Raw genomic sequence first — 16,719 nt, forward strand, 5'->3', positions numbered from 1 at the left:
AACTACATGATAAATGCTCGTTATGATTGGCATTTTCCAGAAGTGAAGAATGGCGCGGCCGTTAAAAATCTGATGGAAACCTTTGGTATTCCGGAATTAATCGCCAAAATTTTAGTAAATCGTGGTTATGAGGAGGTTGAACAAGCGCAGGCTTTTTTGCGCCCTGATATTGACCAACTCTATGATCCCTATTTATTGCATGATATGGATGCCGCGATTGAACGCATTCAACAAGCGATTGATCATGGTGAGCGCATTGTGGTCTATGGTGATTATGATGTGGACGGGATTACGGCAACGGCCATTATGACGATGGCCCTTGAAATTTTGGGTGCCGATGTTGATTATTTTGTACCCAATCGATTTACTGATGGTTATGGTCCCAATCTGAGTCAATACCAACGGTTAGCCGCTGATGGCATGAATTTGTTAATTACCGTTGATAATGGGGTGAGTGGACAGGAACCAATTGCCTGGTTGATGGCCAACGGCGTTGATGTGATTGTCACTGACCATCATGAATTACCCGTGACCTTACCTGAAGCCGTGGCCGTGGTGCATCCGCGTCACCCAGCTGGTCATTATCCGTTCGGTGGCCTTTCAGGTGCTGGCGTGGCCTTCAAGGTAGCCTCGGCGTTACTGGAGGTTCCAGCTGATGAATTGCTTGATTTAGCGGCGATTGGGGCCATTGCCGACGTTATGGACATTGTTGATGAGAATCGGACGATTGTGGCCTTGGGACTCGAGAATTTACGGCAAGATGCGCGTCCTGGGTTGGCCGCTTTGTTGGCATCAGCAGGGACTGACCCGGCGAGTCTTGATAGTGCAACGATTGGATTTACCATCGGACCACGTTTGAACGCCCTGGGTCGGATGGGTGATGCATCATTAGGTGTACGTCTATTACTGACTGACGATCCGCTGAAAGCTGGGAAAATAGCGGCCACGGTCGAGCAATTGAACCAAGAACGCCGAGAATTAGTTGATGTGATCACGGCGGCTGCTTTGGAAATGGCCACCGCCTTAGATGATGATCCTGTGTTAGTCGTGGCAGGTACCGACTGGCATGAAGGTGTGTTGGGTATTGTGGCCGCCCGGCTGGTTGAGCAAACTGGTAAACCAGCCATTGTCCTAAATACGGACGCAGGGGTGCTGAAGGGTTCAGCCCGTTCCGTGCCAGCGTTTGATATTTTTAAAGCTTTGGATGGTCACCGTGACCTGATGACGGCCTTTGGGGGTCATGCGAGTGCTGCTGGTATGACTGTCCCAGCTGAGAATCTGCAACCATTGCGCGATGTCTTGCGGGATGAAGCCAATCAGCAGGCGTTAGCGACGGCGGGCTTACCAACCTTGCAAATCGCTGATACGTTGTCTGGCGCAGATTTTAATGCCGATAACTATGCCGCTTTGAAAATTTTAGCGCCCTTTGGTGCCGGCAACCCAGAACCACTCTTTGCGGTGCCACTAACCGGTGTTGAAAATGTTAAAACGATGTCGCAAGATAAGCACTTACGGTTAACAGGAATGACCAAAACCCGTTCTGTCCCAATTGTGGCCTTCGGGCGAGGTGATTTGGCGACCGATCTGACGAGCCATTTTGATGAGTTAACTTTTGTTGGGACAATGAGTGAAAATACGTTTAATGGTCAAACGTCCTACCAGCTGCTGACCAAAGATGTTCAAGCTGTGGGCTCATCGATTTTGGACTGGCGAACGAATAAATTAACCAACCAGTTATTCTCACAACCGGCGCACTATGTGTTCTTTAATCAAAAGATGTATCAGCAGGCGACTGGTTTTATGAAAGCACCTGCACAAGCCGTTTGGTGGGAAGATGCCTTTAATATGACCAGTATCGGTACGCTGGCGATGGTTGATTTACCAGCCGATTTAGCGCAACTACATGAACTACTGGCCTTTGTACCAGCAAAACGGTGGGCCCCAATTTTCTACACCAAACATTCGGCATACCTGCAAAAAACGCCTACCAAAGCGGAATTTGGCTTGGTGTACAAGTTTGCAGTCGCGCATCATGATGTCAATGTCCGAGCCCAATTACAGGACTTAGCGATCTACTTGAAGATTGATCTACAGGTGCTTGTTCTGATTTTACAGGTGTTTAATGAGGCAAAGTTTGTTAAAATAGAAAATGGACTGATGAATTCGCTCCCTAGTCCGGCAAAAGTCGCACTAGAGACGATGCCTAGTTATCAAAAATTCTTGGCAAAACGAGAATTAGAAAAAGATTTAATTTATAGCACAACGGCGCAATTAGATGCATTGCTTTCAAAGCTCGCACAGCCATAGTGTATAGGAGAAAAATAATGACATTAGATTTGCACGATTACGTAGCAACGGTTCCAAACTTCCCCGAAGAAGGGATCATGTTCCGTGACATCACACCTCTTTTGGCAGATGGTGCTGCATATGCTGAAGCAACTCGTCAAATTACAGACTATGCAAAGTCTAAGGGTGTGACAGTGGTAGTTGCCCCAGAATCACGTGGTTTCCTGGTCGGCACACCGGTTGCGCATGAACTTGGATTGGGCTTTGTACCGGCTCGTAAGCCGGGTAAGTTGCCTCGTGAGGTCATCTCAGAGAGCTACACGTTGGAATACGGTCAAGCGACTTTGGAAGTGCATAAGGATGCCATTAAGCCAGGCGATAAGGTCCTCATTACAGATGATCTATTAGCCACTGGTGGGACGATTGCAGCGACGATTAAGCTGGTTGAAGCTCTGGGTGGTGAAGTGGTTGGTTTGTCATTTTTAATCGAATTGACGGACTTGCACGGCCGTGACAAGTTGACTGGTTACGACATCCAAGCATTGATGGAATATGGTGGCGAGTAATTCTTGCAATCTTCATCATTTCGTTAGATAATTAACACATAATATTGAACCGATGAAAAAGCTAACTTAGGTTAACGTATCATAGCGAGCAGGGGATGGTGTAAGCCTGTATACGCATCTTAAGGGGACACTTTTGAGGTCGCTGAACAAGCGCGCTGGCCACGTTACGGCATACAAGGCGGGAAACTGCCTTAGCCAAAAACAAGGTGGTACCGCGCAAAAGCGCCCTTGACGATTTGATCGTTAGGGGTGCTTTTCTTTGTATCGCGAGGCGTTCGGTTATAAAAAGAGAGGAATTTAACATGGCAAAGCAAACTTACCAAAAGCCAAAGGGCACAGCCGATTTACTCCCTGGTGAATCGCAAAAATGGCACTACGTAGAAGAGACGGCCCGTATCTTATTTGCCGATTACCAATACAATGAAGTCCGGACACCCATCTTTGAAAACTTTGAGGTGTTTTCACGAACATCAGGAGATACTTCAGATGTCGTCACAAAAGAAATGTACGACTTCCATGATAAAGGGGATCGTCACATTGCTTTACGTCCTGAAGGCACGGCCGGGGTTGTCCGGGCATTTGTTGAAAATAAACTATTTGGTCCAGAGAATGCCAAGCCATACAAGATGTTTTACATTGGACCAATGTTTCGCTATGAACGTCCGCAAGCCGGCCGGATGCGTCAATTCCACCAAATTGGTGTGGAAGCATTAGGCTCAGATTCACCAGCTGTCGATGCAGAGACCATCGCGATGGTTGTTGATTTCTTTCAGACGCTAGGCATTAGTAATCTAAAAGTGACGGTTAACTCGTTGGGTGATCAAGAATCACGGCAAAACTACCGCCAAGCGTTGATTGACTTTTTGCGGCCGCACTTTGATGAATTGTCACATGATTCACAAGTGCGTTTGGAGCAAAATCCATTACGGGTGCTGGATTCAAAGGATGACAAGGATCAAGAAATTGTGGCTGGCGCACCGTCAATTTTGGACTACCTGACAGAACCAGCTCAAGCACATTGGGATAAGGTGAAAACTTTCCTAGATGCTTTGGGGATTGAGTATGAAGTGGATGCCACCACTGTTCGGGGCTTAGATTACTACAATCACACCATTTTTGAAGTGATGACCCAATCACCCGCTTTGGGTAAGGGCTGGACGACGATTGCTGGTGGTGGTCGCTATAATGGGTTGGTTGCAGAATTGGGCGGTCCAGAAATGGCTGGTGTTGGCTTTGGGATTGGCCTGGAGCGTTTGATGTTGCTACTTGAAGATAGTCAAGCAGCTCTACCAACAGCCCTACCAGTCGATGTATATGTGGCTAATCAAGGTGCGGGCACAGATGTAGTAGCCTTGCAATTGGTTCAAGCAATCCGTGCATTTGGTTATTCAGCTGATCGTGATTACTTAGATCGTAAGTTGAAGGCGCAATTTAAGTCAGCTGATCGTGAAAATGCCCGCTATATTGTGACAATCGGTGAGCGTGAGTTAGCCTCACAAAGTGCTAACTTGAAGAATTTGACTACTGGTAAAGAAATTTCGGTTAAATTAACCGAATTGTACACCAACTTACCTGAATATATTGAAGAAGAAAATATAGAAGAGGAAGCAAAATAATGAAGCGTACAAACTATGCTGGCTTGATTGACGAGTCATATCTGGAACAAACTGTGACATTGCAAGGCTGGGTCCAAAAGCGTCGTGACCTGGGAGGATTGATTTTCGTTGATTTACGCGACCGTGAAGGCATCGTGCAATTAGCCTTTTCAGCAGAATTTGGTCAAGATGCTTTGGCCGTGGCTGAAAAAATGCGGACCGAATATGTGATCGAAATCGAAGGTGTGGTTAAGTCACGAGCAGCCGGTGCCGTGAACGATCACCTCAAGTCTGGTAAGATTGAAGTTCAAGTAAAAAGTGCCCAAATCTTGTCTGAGGCGAAGACAACCCCGTTTTATATTGAAGATGGCATCAATGTTTCCGATGAATTACGATTGAAGTATCGTTATTTGGATTTGCGCCGTCCTGAAATGCAAAAGAATCTACGCATTCGTTCGAAGATTACGGCTGCGACCCACGAGTTTTTGGATAACAATGGCTTCATTGACATTGAGACACCTTACCTAGCCAAGTCAACACCAGAAGGCGCCCGGGACTACTTAGTGCCATCACGTGTCTATCCTGGTGCATTCTATGCGTTGCCACAATCACCACAATTGTTTAAGCAATTGTTGATGGGAGCTGGCTTTGATCGTTACTACCAAGTGGCTCGCGCGTTCCGTGATGAGGACTTGCGTGGGGATCGTCAACCTGAATTCACGCAATTAGACGTTGAAATGTCATTCATGAGTCAAGCTGAAATCATGGATCTAGTAAATCATTGGGTCGCTGCGATCATGAAGAAGACAGTGGATTTCGATTTGAATATCGCTGAAATCCCAACTTTGGAATGGGCTGACGCGATGGCTCGTTTTGGAACAGATAAGCCAGATTTGCGTTTTGGGATGGAATTGCAAGACTTAACCGCGTTGATGGCTGATTCAGAATTTGGTGTGTTCGCAAATGCGGTTCAAAATGGCGGTCAGGTTAAAGCCATTGTTGTGCCTGGGGCAGCTAGCCACTTTTCTCGTAAGGATATCGACAAGATGGCGCAATACATCGAACGATTTGGTGCGAAGGGCTTGGCTTGGTTGAAGATTACTGATGAAGGTATCACCGGGCCAATCGCTAAGTTCTTGACGACCAAAGCCGCAGACTTATTAGCCCAAACTGGAGCCCAAACTGGTGATTTGCTGTTATTTGCTGCTGATCAAGCATCCGTTGTCGCACAAACTTTGGATGCCTTACGTCGGATGACTGCAAAGGAAATGAAACTCATTGATGAATCAAAATGGGCCTTTGCTTGGATTACCAACTGGCCATTATTTGAGTACCAACCGGAAGAAGACCGTTGGATTTCAGCACACCATCCATTCACAATGCCAAATGAAGCAGATTTGCCATTGATGGCCACAACTGAGGGTGCGCATAAAGCCCATGCCCAGTCATACGATTTGGTGTTAAATGGTTATGAGTTAGGGTCAGGTTCAATCCGTATTCATCGGATGGAAATTCAAGAACAAATGTTGTCAGCACTTGGTTTCACGAAGCAAGCTGCTCAAGATGCATTTGGCTTCTTGCTTGAAGGCATGGAATTTGGCTTCCCACCAATGGGCGGTATCGCACTTGGCTTAGACCGTTTGGCAATGCTCCTGGCTGGTCGCGATAACATTCGTGAAGTGATTGCTTTCCCTAAGAATTCAAAGGGTACTGAACCAATGACAGAAGCCCCCACGACAGTAGCTAAGGCTCAATTGGCGGAGTTGAATTTGATTGCACCAGCTTATTCTGATATCGATGCACCAAACATGGCGGAAGAATAACCGACGATGCATAATATATGTTAAAATGTACTAATTTTAGTACCAAAAACGAGGGTTATCTCGTTTTTGAATGCCACCATCTCGGTGATGGTATTCAAAAGAGACATAATCAGGCCGCACATAAAAGGAGTTGCGCATGGGACGCATTGAAGATTATTTTAGACAGCATGAGTATACAGGACGACTAAGCGCCGCGATGTTTTACGCGCTCGCTTCAGCGATTGCCTTGAATTTCTTTTGGACGCCTGGTCACATTTATTCATCTGGGTTCACGGGATTGTCACAATTAGTGAGCACCATATTTGAACGCACGCTTGGCATTACTGTTCCAGTTTACATATTGCTTTTGGTATTGAATGCGCCGCTGCTATGGTTGGCTTATCGAAAGATTGGCGCAAGGTTTACTTTATTTACAGCTATCTCATTGGTATTTGCTTCGATTGCGATGCGATTAATTGCTGGGCCTGCCACGCCTTGGGTAGCCGATCCTTTAATGGATGCCATCTTTGGTGGTGCGATTAACGGGTTTGGGACAGGCTTTGCCCTCCGTAATGGCATCTCAACAGGGGGTCTAGATATTATCGGTATCGTTTTGCGACGGACGACTGGTATCAAAATGGGTGCAGCCAATCTTACCTTTAACTTCTTTATTCTGATTAGTTCTGGGGTCATGTTTGGTCCTGAATATGCGCTATATACGGCCATTGGGGTCGTGGTGAACGCCCGCATCATTGATTTAGTCTATACACGTCAGCAAAAGATGCAATTGATGATTATCACCGAAAAACCCCAAGAAGTGGTCCACTCCATTCAGCAGCAATTGCGACGGGGGATTACCATCATTCATCATGCTGAGGGGGCCTATAATCACCACCCTAAAGAGATCTTATTTACCGTGATTTCCTTGTATGAGGAGGGGGATGTCTACAACGCCATTCACCAAGCGGATCCTGGTGCCTGGGCTTCAATGTGGAAGATTGAACGAACGTTTGGACGGTTTTACGAGCCGCGTTTATAAGTTGATGATATTAGTTTGGTCACTATGCGTAGTGGCCATTTTATTTATCTTATTTTTAAAATATACATTTGGGGATGACTGCGTGATTTTTACCGTGACGTGATATGATGGATGTATCGAAAAGAAATTGAGGTAACATCATGTCACAACGAGTATACTTAGCCGGACCATTTTTCTCAGATGCCCAGATTGAGCGTTTGGATAAGGTTAACGCATTACTAACTGCTAATGAAACTATCGGTTATATCTACGAACCCCGGGCACATCAAAATGATGAAATTGTTTCAAAATATCCATCGATGCATGAAGCGATGCAATCAAAGGAGTGGCAAGTTGCCACTTATCGTGCCGATGTGCAAGCCATGCATCAAGCAGATGTGATTGTGGCAGTCTTTGACTTCGATGTTGAAGGGGGCAATGTGCGTCCTGATGAAGGTACGATTTGGGAAATGGGTTATGCCATCGCGATTGGTAAGCCCGTCGTGATTGTCGAATTCTCGCAAAATGATGAGCCAATGAATCTGATGTTGGCAGGTTCATACACGGCCTACTTCTGGGGCACTGAAGATATTAAAAAGCTAGTGAACTACAATTTCATCGACTTGCCATATCACGGCACTGAGAAGGAAGTTTTCTAAGTGCAAGATTGCAGATACGAAGAGGCGCTCATTGGGCGTCTTTTTTATTTTGCCTAATCTTTAGCAAATTAAGACACGCGCTTTAAATTTTTATGAGATATCATCAAATTTTTTGTTGGTATGGCTGGGTGTCGGCCAATTATTCGGACCAATTACTCAAAGTTAGTCGTTGCAATAAATTTAATGATTTATTGAATTTAATAATTGCCAGCTATCTGTTGTCGTCAATTAGTGATACATTAGTGGTGTAACTGAGCCAAAGTGCTCTAGAACTTTGTTGAAACTGAGAAGAGTGACACGCGTCATGACGCACATCTGACACTAACTTTTACTCAATGCTTAAGGGGGCAGCACGATGCTTAATTTATATTTAATTCGTCACGGACAAACTTATTATAATCGGTATAACAAATTGCAAGGGTGGAGTAATGCGCCCCTCACAGACCAAGGTCGTGCTGACGCAGTCTCGGTTGGTAAGCGTCTGGCTGATATTGAGTTTAAAGCGGCCTATAGTTCTGACACCACGCGTGCCATTGATACAGCTAATATGTTACTGGCACAGAATGCATATGCGGTACCGGCATTAATCTCTGATTGGCATTTCCGTGAAGAATTCTATGGGTCTTATGAGGGATCAAATATGGATAAAGCCTGGCTAGATGCTGGTGCCCCAGTCGGCTTAACAACTTATGCTGAGATAGTTGATCAATATGGTGTCGATAAGACAAAAGATCTCCTGAAAGCAGCGGATCCGTGGCATGATGCAGAAGATAGTACCGCGTACTGGCAGCGCGTTGATGCAGGGTTTGCCATGATTTTGGCAAACCCTGCCTTACAAGATGGCGACAATGTCTTGGTCATCAGTCACGGCAATACCCTAATTTCTTTGGCTGAGCGCTATGGTGCCGGAAAAATTCAAATTCACGAGCGGCCAGCCAATGGTAGTGTCACGCAGATTGCGTTGACGACTGACAGTTTACATATCATTAAATATAACGATCAAGTTGTTGAATAATAAATAAACAGCCAACCTTTTGACGGGTTGGCTGTTTGTTTAAAGTTAAATTTATTTACCGGGTGTGACAATAATGCGATCATTATCGGGTTGCAAATTTCGGTTATTGCGTGGATAGATATCATGGAAACGCGCAAGCTGTGCCTCGCTCAAGGTCATTGTCTTAGGTAAGATATACCACTCAACATTTTCTGAGAGGGGTGGGGTCGTTAAGGATCCCAGATAGTGATAGTAGTTTAAATCATCAGGTAGTAGGGCCGTTAAATCAAAACTAAACCGATTTTCCTGTTCGATGTTTGTGAGAAGTTTTTCAAATTCGTCGTTTTTAGGTCCAACTTCAAAGAAAATGGCCATTACCGCAAAACTGCCGACGCGGCGCCGGTGAACAATGTGCAGTTCACCAGCGTGTTGGACACCATCAATGGTGTGTTCAGCGGGTGCGTGAAAGTGGACTTGTTGCGCTTCAAATAGGCGATGGTTAATCAGTGCGGCACCACTGATTGAAGCCTGAATGCTCATGCCAGTATCAACGACGTTCCAAGCAACGCCACTATATACTGGTGAAATCACTCCAAGGGTGTCATCCTGAATGATGTTTGACGTTTCAACGGCAATCGGTGATTGGCGGATACGTGATTCAAACGGCCAGGTTTCTTGAAGATTAAAGTCAAAATGCTCTGTCATGACAGCCTCCTTATGCTTGAAATTAAGTATATCAATGCTGTAAATAAATGCATAGCAACGAATTTTCAAAATTTTTTAATTAGTTCATTAATGTAAACGTTTTCATTGAATGTGAATTTTGTTACAATGAAGGTAATAATTGATCGAGGTGGTAGAATCATGACTGAAAGAACATTAGCATTAGTGAAGCCCGATGGCGTTTCTCAGAAAAAAATTGGCGAGGTTCTGCGACGTATTGAACGAAAAGGGTATGATATCGTTGCCTTGAAGATGGTGCAAGCAGACGAAACTTTATTACGTGAACATTATGCCGAGTTAGCAACACGTCCATTTTTCCCAAGTTTGATTAGCTATATGACTGAAAATCCAGTAGTGGCGATGGTGGTCGAAGGTGAAAATGTTATTAAAGGATGGCGTACGCTGATGGGTATCACGAATCCAACTGAGGCTGCCCCAGGTACGATTCGCGGTGATTTTGGACGTGAATGGTCAGGTGAGGCGGTCCGTAATTTGGTCCATGGATCTGATTCCAGCGAGAATGCTGCCCGTGAAATTAACATTTGGTTCCCAGAATTATCAAAGTAAAGCAGCACAAATAGGCCCGCATGGTAAATATTTACCATGCGGGCTTATTCTATGGCATTATAGTTCAACGTTATGGTAAACGTTTTGAACATCTTCGTCGTCTTCTAGCACATCGATTAACTTTTCGAAATTTTCAAGATCCTCACCTTCAAGCGTGATTTCGCTTTGAGGAATCATTTCAATTGCGGTTTGGTTAAATTCTTCCACCCCTGAATCACGCAAAGCTTGAATAGCTTGGTGGAGGGCAGTCGGCTCAGTTGTGACAACGATGTGATCACCTTGTTGTTCAACATCGCGCACATCAACGTCAGCTTCCAACAATGTTTCCATAACGGCATCTGCATCAGATCCCTCGAAAACAATTTCACCAGTTTCGTCAAACAAGTAGCTCACTGAACCTGAGTTACCAAAATTACCACCGTTCTTAGTGAACGCCATCCGTACATTAGCCGCAGTTCGGTTAACGTTTGAAGTCAAAGTATCAACAATGATTAGTGAACCCGCAGGACCAAAGCCTTCATAACGGCCGTCAGTATAAGCCTCGTCTTTTGCGCCCTTAGCCTTATCCAAGGCACGTTCGATGATGTGCTTTGGGACTTGTGCTTGCTTAGCACGATCAATTGTGAACTTCAAAGTCGCATTGGCCTCAGGGTCCGCTGATCCGCCACGTTGTGCAGCAACGTAGATTTCTACACCGAACTTACTATATACCTTTGCATTGGCGCCATCCTTGGCAGCCTTCTTCATCTTAATGTTTTCCCATTTACGACCCATGTCATTAAACCTCGTCAAAAAAATAGATATCGATTAATTATACAGGAATTTGTGACGTTTTTGTAGGGGAATGTTGTAAGTTGACGGTATTAAATCACTAGTTCATAATTGTGGGTAAGATCACAGGAAGCAAAAATGGAGGCAAAACATGAATTCTTTTAAATATACTAACCCAACCGATATTCGATTTGGCGTTGATTTGTTGGACGAACAACTACATGATGCAGTGGCGCAGTATGGTCAAAACGTTTTATTGGCCTATGGTGGCGGGTCAATTAAGAAGTCTGGCTTATACGATCGGGTGATTAAGGCCTTAGCTGGTTTAAATGTCGTTGAGTTGTCAGGCATTGAACCAAATCCAAAAATCGCGTCTGTTCGTGAAGGTCAAAAATTAGTCAAGGAAAACAAGATTGACGTTATTTTGGCTGTTGGGGGTGGGTCAGTGATTGATGCCAGCAAGGTCATCGGTTCCGCTGCGTTCTATGAGGGTGACCCGTGGGATTTGGTCATTAAGCCAAGTATTCGTCAGACCATTGCACAATTGCCTTTGGTCGATATTTTGACATTGGCAGCCACAGGGACTGAAAATAATTTTGGGTCGGTGATTTCAAATCCAGAAACGCATCAAAAGTTAGGCACCTATGGCCCAAATCGGCCCGCCGTTTCATTCTTGGATCCCTCATTGACAACCTCCGTTTCAAAGTGGCAAACGGCAGCTGGCTCAATCGATATCTTCTCTCATTTGACAGAGCAATATTTTGACCGGTCAAACAATACGATCAATGAAGGGTTAATAGAAGGAATTTATCGGACAGTCATTAAGTTCGGGCCAATTGCCGTTGCAAAACCAGAAGACTTAGAGGCACGTGCTCAGTTAATGTGGGCTTCTACCGTTGCTTTGAATGGCTTGGTCGGCTTAGGTAATCAGAATGGCTGGACCGTTCACCCCATTGAGCATGAATTATCAGCCTACTATGATATTACCCATGGTGTTGGCTTGGGTATTCTGACGCCACGCTGGTTGAAAAAAGTTTACGCAGATCCATCAACGCATGACAAATTTGTCAAGTTTGCCAAGCATGTCTGGGGCTTAAACGGGGCTGATGACGAGATTGCCCAACAAGCGATTCAGGCAACTTATGACTGGGTAAAGTCATTGGATGTGCCGACGACTTTGCCAGGGGTTGAAATCACTGATGATGTTAATTTTGACGAGATGGCAGCATCAGCAGTGAAGGTTGGTTCATTAGAACAGCATGGTTATGTACCATTGAATCAGGCAGATGTCCGTGCATTATTGGTTGCATCAATGACGACAGAAGGTTTTGAGAATTAATCGAAAGCAATACCCAAACACATTACGGTGTGTACCCCGAAAGTTAGCGTAACTTGCGGGGTTTTTCTTTGTTTTTGCCAGTATATACAGTGAAAAAAATGCAGCCAGATACATCGGTGTGATTAGCGATTTTTCCTTGACCTTTACTGAATCGATACAATTCAAAATAATGTAAATGAATTCTATACAAATTTATGTGAGAAGCCGTTACAAATCATGCGTATATTTAAGTATGTAATCAGGACACGCCTTTTCGTCTACTACTACTACTAACCAAGCGTACCTGATTACAAAACTACCTAAAATTGATTTTAGGTAGTTATTACAGTTTTTGACACATAGAATAGAGGTATATGGAATATGTCAAATCGTTATGCAATCAAAACAACTGCGGCTTTGGTGGCCGGTGCCGTCTTGATTTCAGCTGCAACTCCAGCTGTCGCTGTACATGCCGCTTCTGGAAGCAAGGTTTTGGCCGTTGGTTCAACAGCCTTGCAACCACTTGCGCAACAAGCTGCTGAAATGTATCAAGAAGCTCATCCAAAAACAACCGTTACTATCCAAGGTGGTGGTTCAGGTACCGGATTGAGTCAAGTTGGTAAGGCTGGAGTAACGATTGGTAATTCAGATATCTTTGCTGAGCAAAAAGATGGTGTGGATGCTTCTAAGTTGAAGGATCATAAAGTTGCCGTTGTTGGAATCACACCTGTTGTGAACAAGGATGTCAACGTTAAGAATTTGACTACCAAGCAAATCCAAAATATCTTCTCAGGTAAGGTAACGAACTGGAAGGAAGTTGGTGGCCAAGACGAAAAGATCGTTTTGATCAACCGTGCCGAAGGTTCAGGAACACGTGCTACTTTCGAACAATCAATCATGGGTAACGCTAAGACAGCTACTGCTCAAGAGCAAGATGACAACGGTGCTGTTCAAAAGATTGTTGGTCAAACTAAGGGCGCAATCTCATACTTGGCTTTCAGCTACACTAAGGGTACTGCAGCTGAGAACTTGAAGACTGTTAAGATTGACAATGTTGCACCTAAGTACAAGAACGTTAAGAATAACAAGTGGAAGATCTGGGCTTACGAGCACATGTACACTGCTTCAAACGTTAACTCAGCAACGAAGAAGTTCATCAAGTTCATGTCTTCTAAGGCCGTTAAGACAAAGGTTGTTAAGAAGTTGGGCTACTACCCAGTTTCTAAGATGACTGTTAAGAAGGACGCTGATGGTAAGGTTACTACCATCAAGTAAACATTAAATATAAACGCATGTGGCAAGAGCTGGGTAAGTGATTAGTTAGTTGTTGTTGCTGCGACTAAGGCCGTATTTACGGCCTTTTTTAGTATGTAAGTTAACAGACACCTGCAACATTAAAATTAGATTAAATAAAAGGATTGACAGGGATGTTTTGTGAGAGTATTCTAATTATTGTTAATAAAGAGAAGAGGAGCATCAGGCGATGACAAAAGAAGATCTACAAATGAATCAATTGATGGCTACTATCTCAATTATTATTGCGATTATTATTATTGCGCAGTAAATAATTGGGCTTTTCGAATGACCAATTATCACTGCTTACTAGCAAATGATAATTGGTCGCACCAATTTAAGTGTCTTATTAGGCAGCGACCGGTTTACGAAACCAGTCGCTGTTTTTTATTTGGTTTGAAAAGCAAGCGTAGTCAATTCGGTCAGTTAGAAGATGGATCAATAGGAGTATAGGATATGAATAAGGTAGTACGTAATACAATGATGGTTTCAGCAACAGTTTTGGCAGGAGTGACCTTATTGCAAGGGCAAACAGCCGCTGCAACGAAGATGGGAAAGGCCTTGAATTGGACACTGACGGGAGATTTGAGCACCACTGATCCTTCAAATGTACCGGATATCCCTTCACAAGACGCGGTACAAAATACGGGTGAAGGACTTTATCGTGTCGATAAGAACGGCAAATTGCAATTAGCAGCCGCCAAATCAGTTGAGGTTTCAAAAGATGGACTGACATGGTCATTCAAGTTACGGGATAATTTGCGATGGTCCGATGGCTCAAAATTGACGGCGCAGGATTTCGTTTACTCATGGCAACGCACCAACGATCCCAAGACTGCCGCGATTGGTGCCATGTTCTTTAGCGGGGTGAAGAATGCAGATGCTATTCAATCCGGTAAGGAAAAAGATGTCACCAAATTAGGCGTCACTGCAGCTGATGATCACACTTTAGTTGTGACATTGGAGCGTCCCTTACCACAATTCAAGTCGGAACTTGCGATGATGTATTTCTATCCTGAGAAGCAAAGTTTCGTGGAGAAGGCAGGCAAGAAGTTTGGTACGTCAGCACAAAATTCTCTGGCAAGTGGGCCCTATCTATTGAAGAATTGGAATGGTTCAAGTAAGACCTATACATACGTTAAGAACAAGTACTACTGGGATGCTGACAAGGTGCGGACCCCTAAGGTCACCGTCACCACGACGGCAGATGCGACGACGAGTTTTAATTTGTATAAGGCCGGCAAGTCAGACTTTGCACTCTTGAATGCGACGCAAGCTAAAAATTCAACGAAGAATTCAGGCTATAAGGTGGTCAATACCTCGGCGACCACGTACATGACCATGAACGAGCAGAACACCGTTCTAAATAATCTAAAAGTGCGTCAGGCTTTGTCATATGCCGTTAATCGTAAAAAACTTGCCAATAATGTCTTGACTGGTGCAGCGACGGTGGCAAAAACATTTGTGGCACAAGGGTTAGCAAACAACCCAACTACAGGAACCGACTTTACCAAGGATGCGACGACCAAGTATGTGTCGTATAACAAAGCAGCTGCCAAGAAAGCTTGGGCTGCTGGGTTGAAGGAACTTAATAAGAAGTCTGTGAATTTGACATTGGTCACAGCTGACACAGATTCTGCTAAGCAAGCGGCCCAATATTTGCAAGCGCAATTAGAAGCACATTTGAAGGGTTTGACAGTGACTGTCAAAACAGTGCCAGCTAAGCAGACGAGTGCGCTCCTCAAAGCCGGCAAGTTCGACCTAGCAGTATCAACTTGGAATGCGGATTATGCCGATCCAGTCGACATGCTGCAAACATTGGTGACGGGTGCCTCATGGAACATGACCCACTGGTCAGACAAGGGCTTTGACGCACTTTACAAGCAAGCAACCACTACGGATGCCAATAATACCAAGAAGCGCTACGCTGATTTAGTAGCCTTAGAACAATATGCTGAAAAACACGGTGCCGTGGCACCATTGGTATACAGCAAGATGACTTCATTAATGAATCCAAAGGTGACCGGTGTCTATGTCAATCCAATCGGTGGTACTTTTGACTGGAAGTTAGCATATAAAAAGTAGGCGCAACACATTGTTTAACGCACTGTATTCAAGACGTTGAACACAACCAGTTTAAACCAGATAAATAAAAGATAGGGTTTTACCTCATTTGATGAAGTAAAACCCTATTTTTTATTTGAACTGAAAGAGACTCTTTTTCTTTGGTTTGAGGTAGGTAAACCCTTCGCCCAATGTTTCAGAGGTGTTGACAATGGTTACGAAGGCTTTTGGATCAATCTCATGAATTAATTGACGGACCTTGTGCATTTCAGAAGGATCAACGACGGTGTAGAGCACCTTATTATAATCGTGAGAATAGCCACCTTCAGCATGCAGTAAGGTTGTACCACGCTCAAATTCACTCATAATCGCTTGTGAAATTGCCTCGTTCTCTTGACTAAATATCATAAAGGCACGCGCGGTATATGAACCTTGTTGCGTGAAATTTACCATTTGAGCGAAAACAAAAGCGGCAATTAAGGTGTAGACCATTTGGGGGATATTGATGTAGACCAATGAGAGGGTCAACACGCCAGCGTCAATCATGAACAAGGTCCGGCCCATAGGAACGTGAAAACGTTGTTCAAAGATGCGGGCGACAATATCGGCACCACCCGTAGTACCACCAAAGCGGTAGACAAAACCTGATCCAATACCGCCAATTGCACCAGCAAGCAAAGCCGAAACAAACATGTCATGTTCAAGATTAGGTGTCAGACCTGGAATACGTTGCCATACCCATATCCAAAAGGATAGATTGACAATACCCCAAATCGTATAAATGATGTCACGTCTGGTCAATAATTTCATACCTAATAAAATCAATGGTAGATTAAATATAAGTGTGGTGTACGCGGGATCAATATGGAAAAGTGCCCGCGCGATCAAAGTTAGCCCAGTGACACCACCCTCAGCTAAACTATTTGGAATGTTGATGTTAGCTAACCCAAACCCGTAGGCCGCAGTTCCCAGTGCGATCACGATAAAATCGATGGGGCGCATGTTTAAATGATTTTTTTCAATTGTATTACTCATCACATCGTCCTTTTTTGAATCTACTTTC

14 protein-coding genes are annotated in these 16,719 nt (G+C 44.3%); 11 read left to right on the top strand and 3 right to left on the bottom strand.

Annotated features, from left to right (window positions below; translation table 11 throughout):
• The first annotated feature begins 6 nt into the window (after positions 1 to 6).
• The 7 genes from recJ to WSWS_RS02920 all read left to right on the top strand — a co-directional run bounded on the left by recJ (position 7) and on the right by WSWS_RS02920 (position 8,941).
• A complete protein-coding gene (gene recJ, locus WSWS_RS02890) occupies positions 7 to 2,307 on the top strand; it encodes a single-stranded-DNA-specific exonuclease RecJ (protein ID WP_070229861.1) in 2,301 nt (766 codons plus the stop codon).
• A gap of 17 nt (positions 2,308 to 2,324) precedes the next feature.
• Positions 2,325 to 2,852 (top strand): adenine phosphoribosyltransferase, encoded by a 528-nt coding sequence (locus WSWS_RS02895; RefSeq protein WP_070229862.1) that lies wholly within the window; start codon positions 2,325 to 2,327, stop codon positions 2,850 to 2,852.
• A gap of 302 nt (positions 2,853 to 3,154) precedes the next feature.
• Complete coding sequence (gene hisS, locus WSWS_RS02900) at positions 3,155 to 4,468, top strand: histidine--tRNA ligase (RefSeq protein WP_070229863.1); 1,314 nt, start codon at positions 3,155 to 3,157, stop codon at positions 4,466 to 4,468.
• Positions 4,468 to 6,270 carry an aspartate--tRNA ligase gene (gene aspS, locus WSWS_RS02905; protein ID WP_070229864.1) on the top strand — a complete coding sequence of 601 codons (1,803 nt, stop codon included), beginning with the start codon at positions 4,468 to 4,470 and terminating at the stop codon, positions 6,268 to 6,270. The genes hisS and aspS overlap by 1 nt, the downstream gene beginning before the upstream one ends.
• Positions 6,271 to 6,406: 136 nt before the next feature.
• Complete coding sequence (locus tag WSWS_RS02910; protein WP_070229865.1) at positions 6,407 to 7,288, top strand: YitT family protein; 882 nt, start codon at positions 6,407 to 6,409, stop codon at positions 7,286 to 7,288.
• 140 nt (positions 7,289 to 7,428) lie between these two features.
• On the top strand, positions 7,429 to 7,926 hold the full coding sequence (locus tag WSWS_RS02915; RefSeq protein WP_070229866.1) for a nucleoside 2-deoxyribosyltransferase: 498 nt from the start codon (positions 7,429 to 7,431) through the stop codon (positions 7,924 to 7,926).
• A gap of 355 nt (positions 7,927 to 8,281) precedes the next feature.
• Positions 8,282 to 8,941 carry a histidine phosphatase family protein gene (locus WSWS_RS02920; protein WP_070229867.1) on the top strand — a complete coding sequence of 220 codons (660 nt, stop codon included), beginning with the start codon at positions 8,282 to 8,284 and terminating at the stop codon, positions 8,939 to 8,941.
• A 51-nt stretch (positions 8,942 to 8,992) separates the two neighbouring features.
• Here WSWS_RS02920 and WSWS_RS02925 read toward each other — a convergent pair whose 3' ends face one another.
• Positions 8,993 to 9,625: a carbonic anhydrase family protein gene (locus tag WSWS_RS02925; RefSeq protein ID WP_070229868.1), complete on the bottom strand. Its 633-nt coding sequence runs from the start codon at positions 9,623 to 9,625 to the stop codon at positions 8,993 to 8,995.
• A 159-nt stretch (positions 9,626 to 9,784) separates the two neighbouring features.
• Here WSWS_RS02925 and ndk point away from each other — a divergent pair, with 159 nt between their 5' ends.
• Positions 9,785 to 10,210 (top strand): nucleoside-diphosphate kinase, encoded by a 426-nt coding sequence (gene ndk, locus WSWS_RS02930; protein ID WP_070229869.1) that lies wholly within the window; start codon positions 9,785 to 9,787, stop codon positions 10,208 to 10,210.
• 57 nt (positions 10,211 to 10,267) lie between these two features.
• Here ndk and WSWS_RS02935 read toward each other — a convergent pair whose 3' ends face one another.
• Positions 10,268 to 10,984, bottom strand: a complete 717-nt coding sequence (locus tag WSWS_RS02935; RefSeq protein WP_070229870.1) for a YebC/PmpR family DNA-binding transcriptional regulator — start codon at positions 10,982 to 10,984, stop codon at positions 10,268 to 10,270.
• 148 nt (positions 10,985 to 11,132) lie between these two features.
• On the opposite strand from WSWS_RS02935, the gene WSWS_RS02940 reads away from it, so the two are divergent.
• The 3 genes from WSWS_RS02940 to WSWS_RS02950 all read left to right on the top strand — a co-directional run bounded on the left by WSWS_RS02940 (position 11,133) and on the right by WSWS_RS02950 (position 15,677).
• Complete coding sequence (locus WSWS_RS02940) at positions 11,133 to 12,320, top strand: iron-containing alcohol dehydrogenase (protein ID WP_070229871.1); 1,188 nt, start codon at positions 11,133 to 11,135, stop codon at positions 12,318 to 12,320.
• Positions 12,321 to 12,680: 360 nt separating this feature from the next.
• On the top strand, positions 12,681 to 13,574 hold the full coding sequence (locus WSWS_RS02945) for a phosphate ABC transporter substrate-binding protein (RefSeq protein ID WP_070229872.1): 894 nt from the start codon (positions 12,681 to 12,683) through the stop codon (positions 13,572 to 13,574).
• 474 nt (positions 13,575 to 14,048) lie between these two features.
• Entirely contained in the window at positions 14,049 to 15,677 is a 1,629-nt protein-coding gene (locus WSWS_RS02950; protein ID WP_070229873.1) for a peptide ABC transporter substrate-binding protein, read from the top strand.
• A gap of 111 nt (positions 15,678 to 15,788) precedes the next feature.
• On the opposite strand, the gene WSWS_RS02955 is transcribed toward WSWS_RS02950, so the two are convergent.
• Complete coding sequence (locus WSWS_RS02955; protein ID WP_070229874.1) at positions 15,789 to 16,691, bottom strand: YitT family protein; 903 nt, start codon at positions 16,689 to 16,691, stop codon at positions 15,789 to 15,791.
• Between the last annotated feature and the right edge of the window lie 28 nt (positions 16,692 to 16,719).

Source organism: Weissella soli, assembly GCF_001761545.1.
Classification (GTDB): Bacteria; Bacillota; Bacilli; order Lactobacillales; family Lactobacillaceae; genus Weissella; species Weissella soli.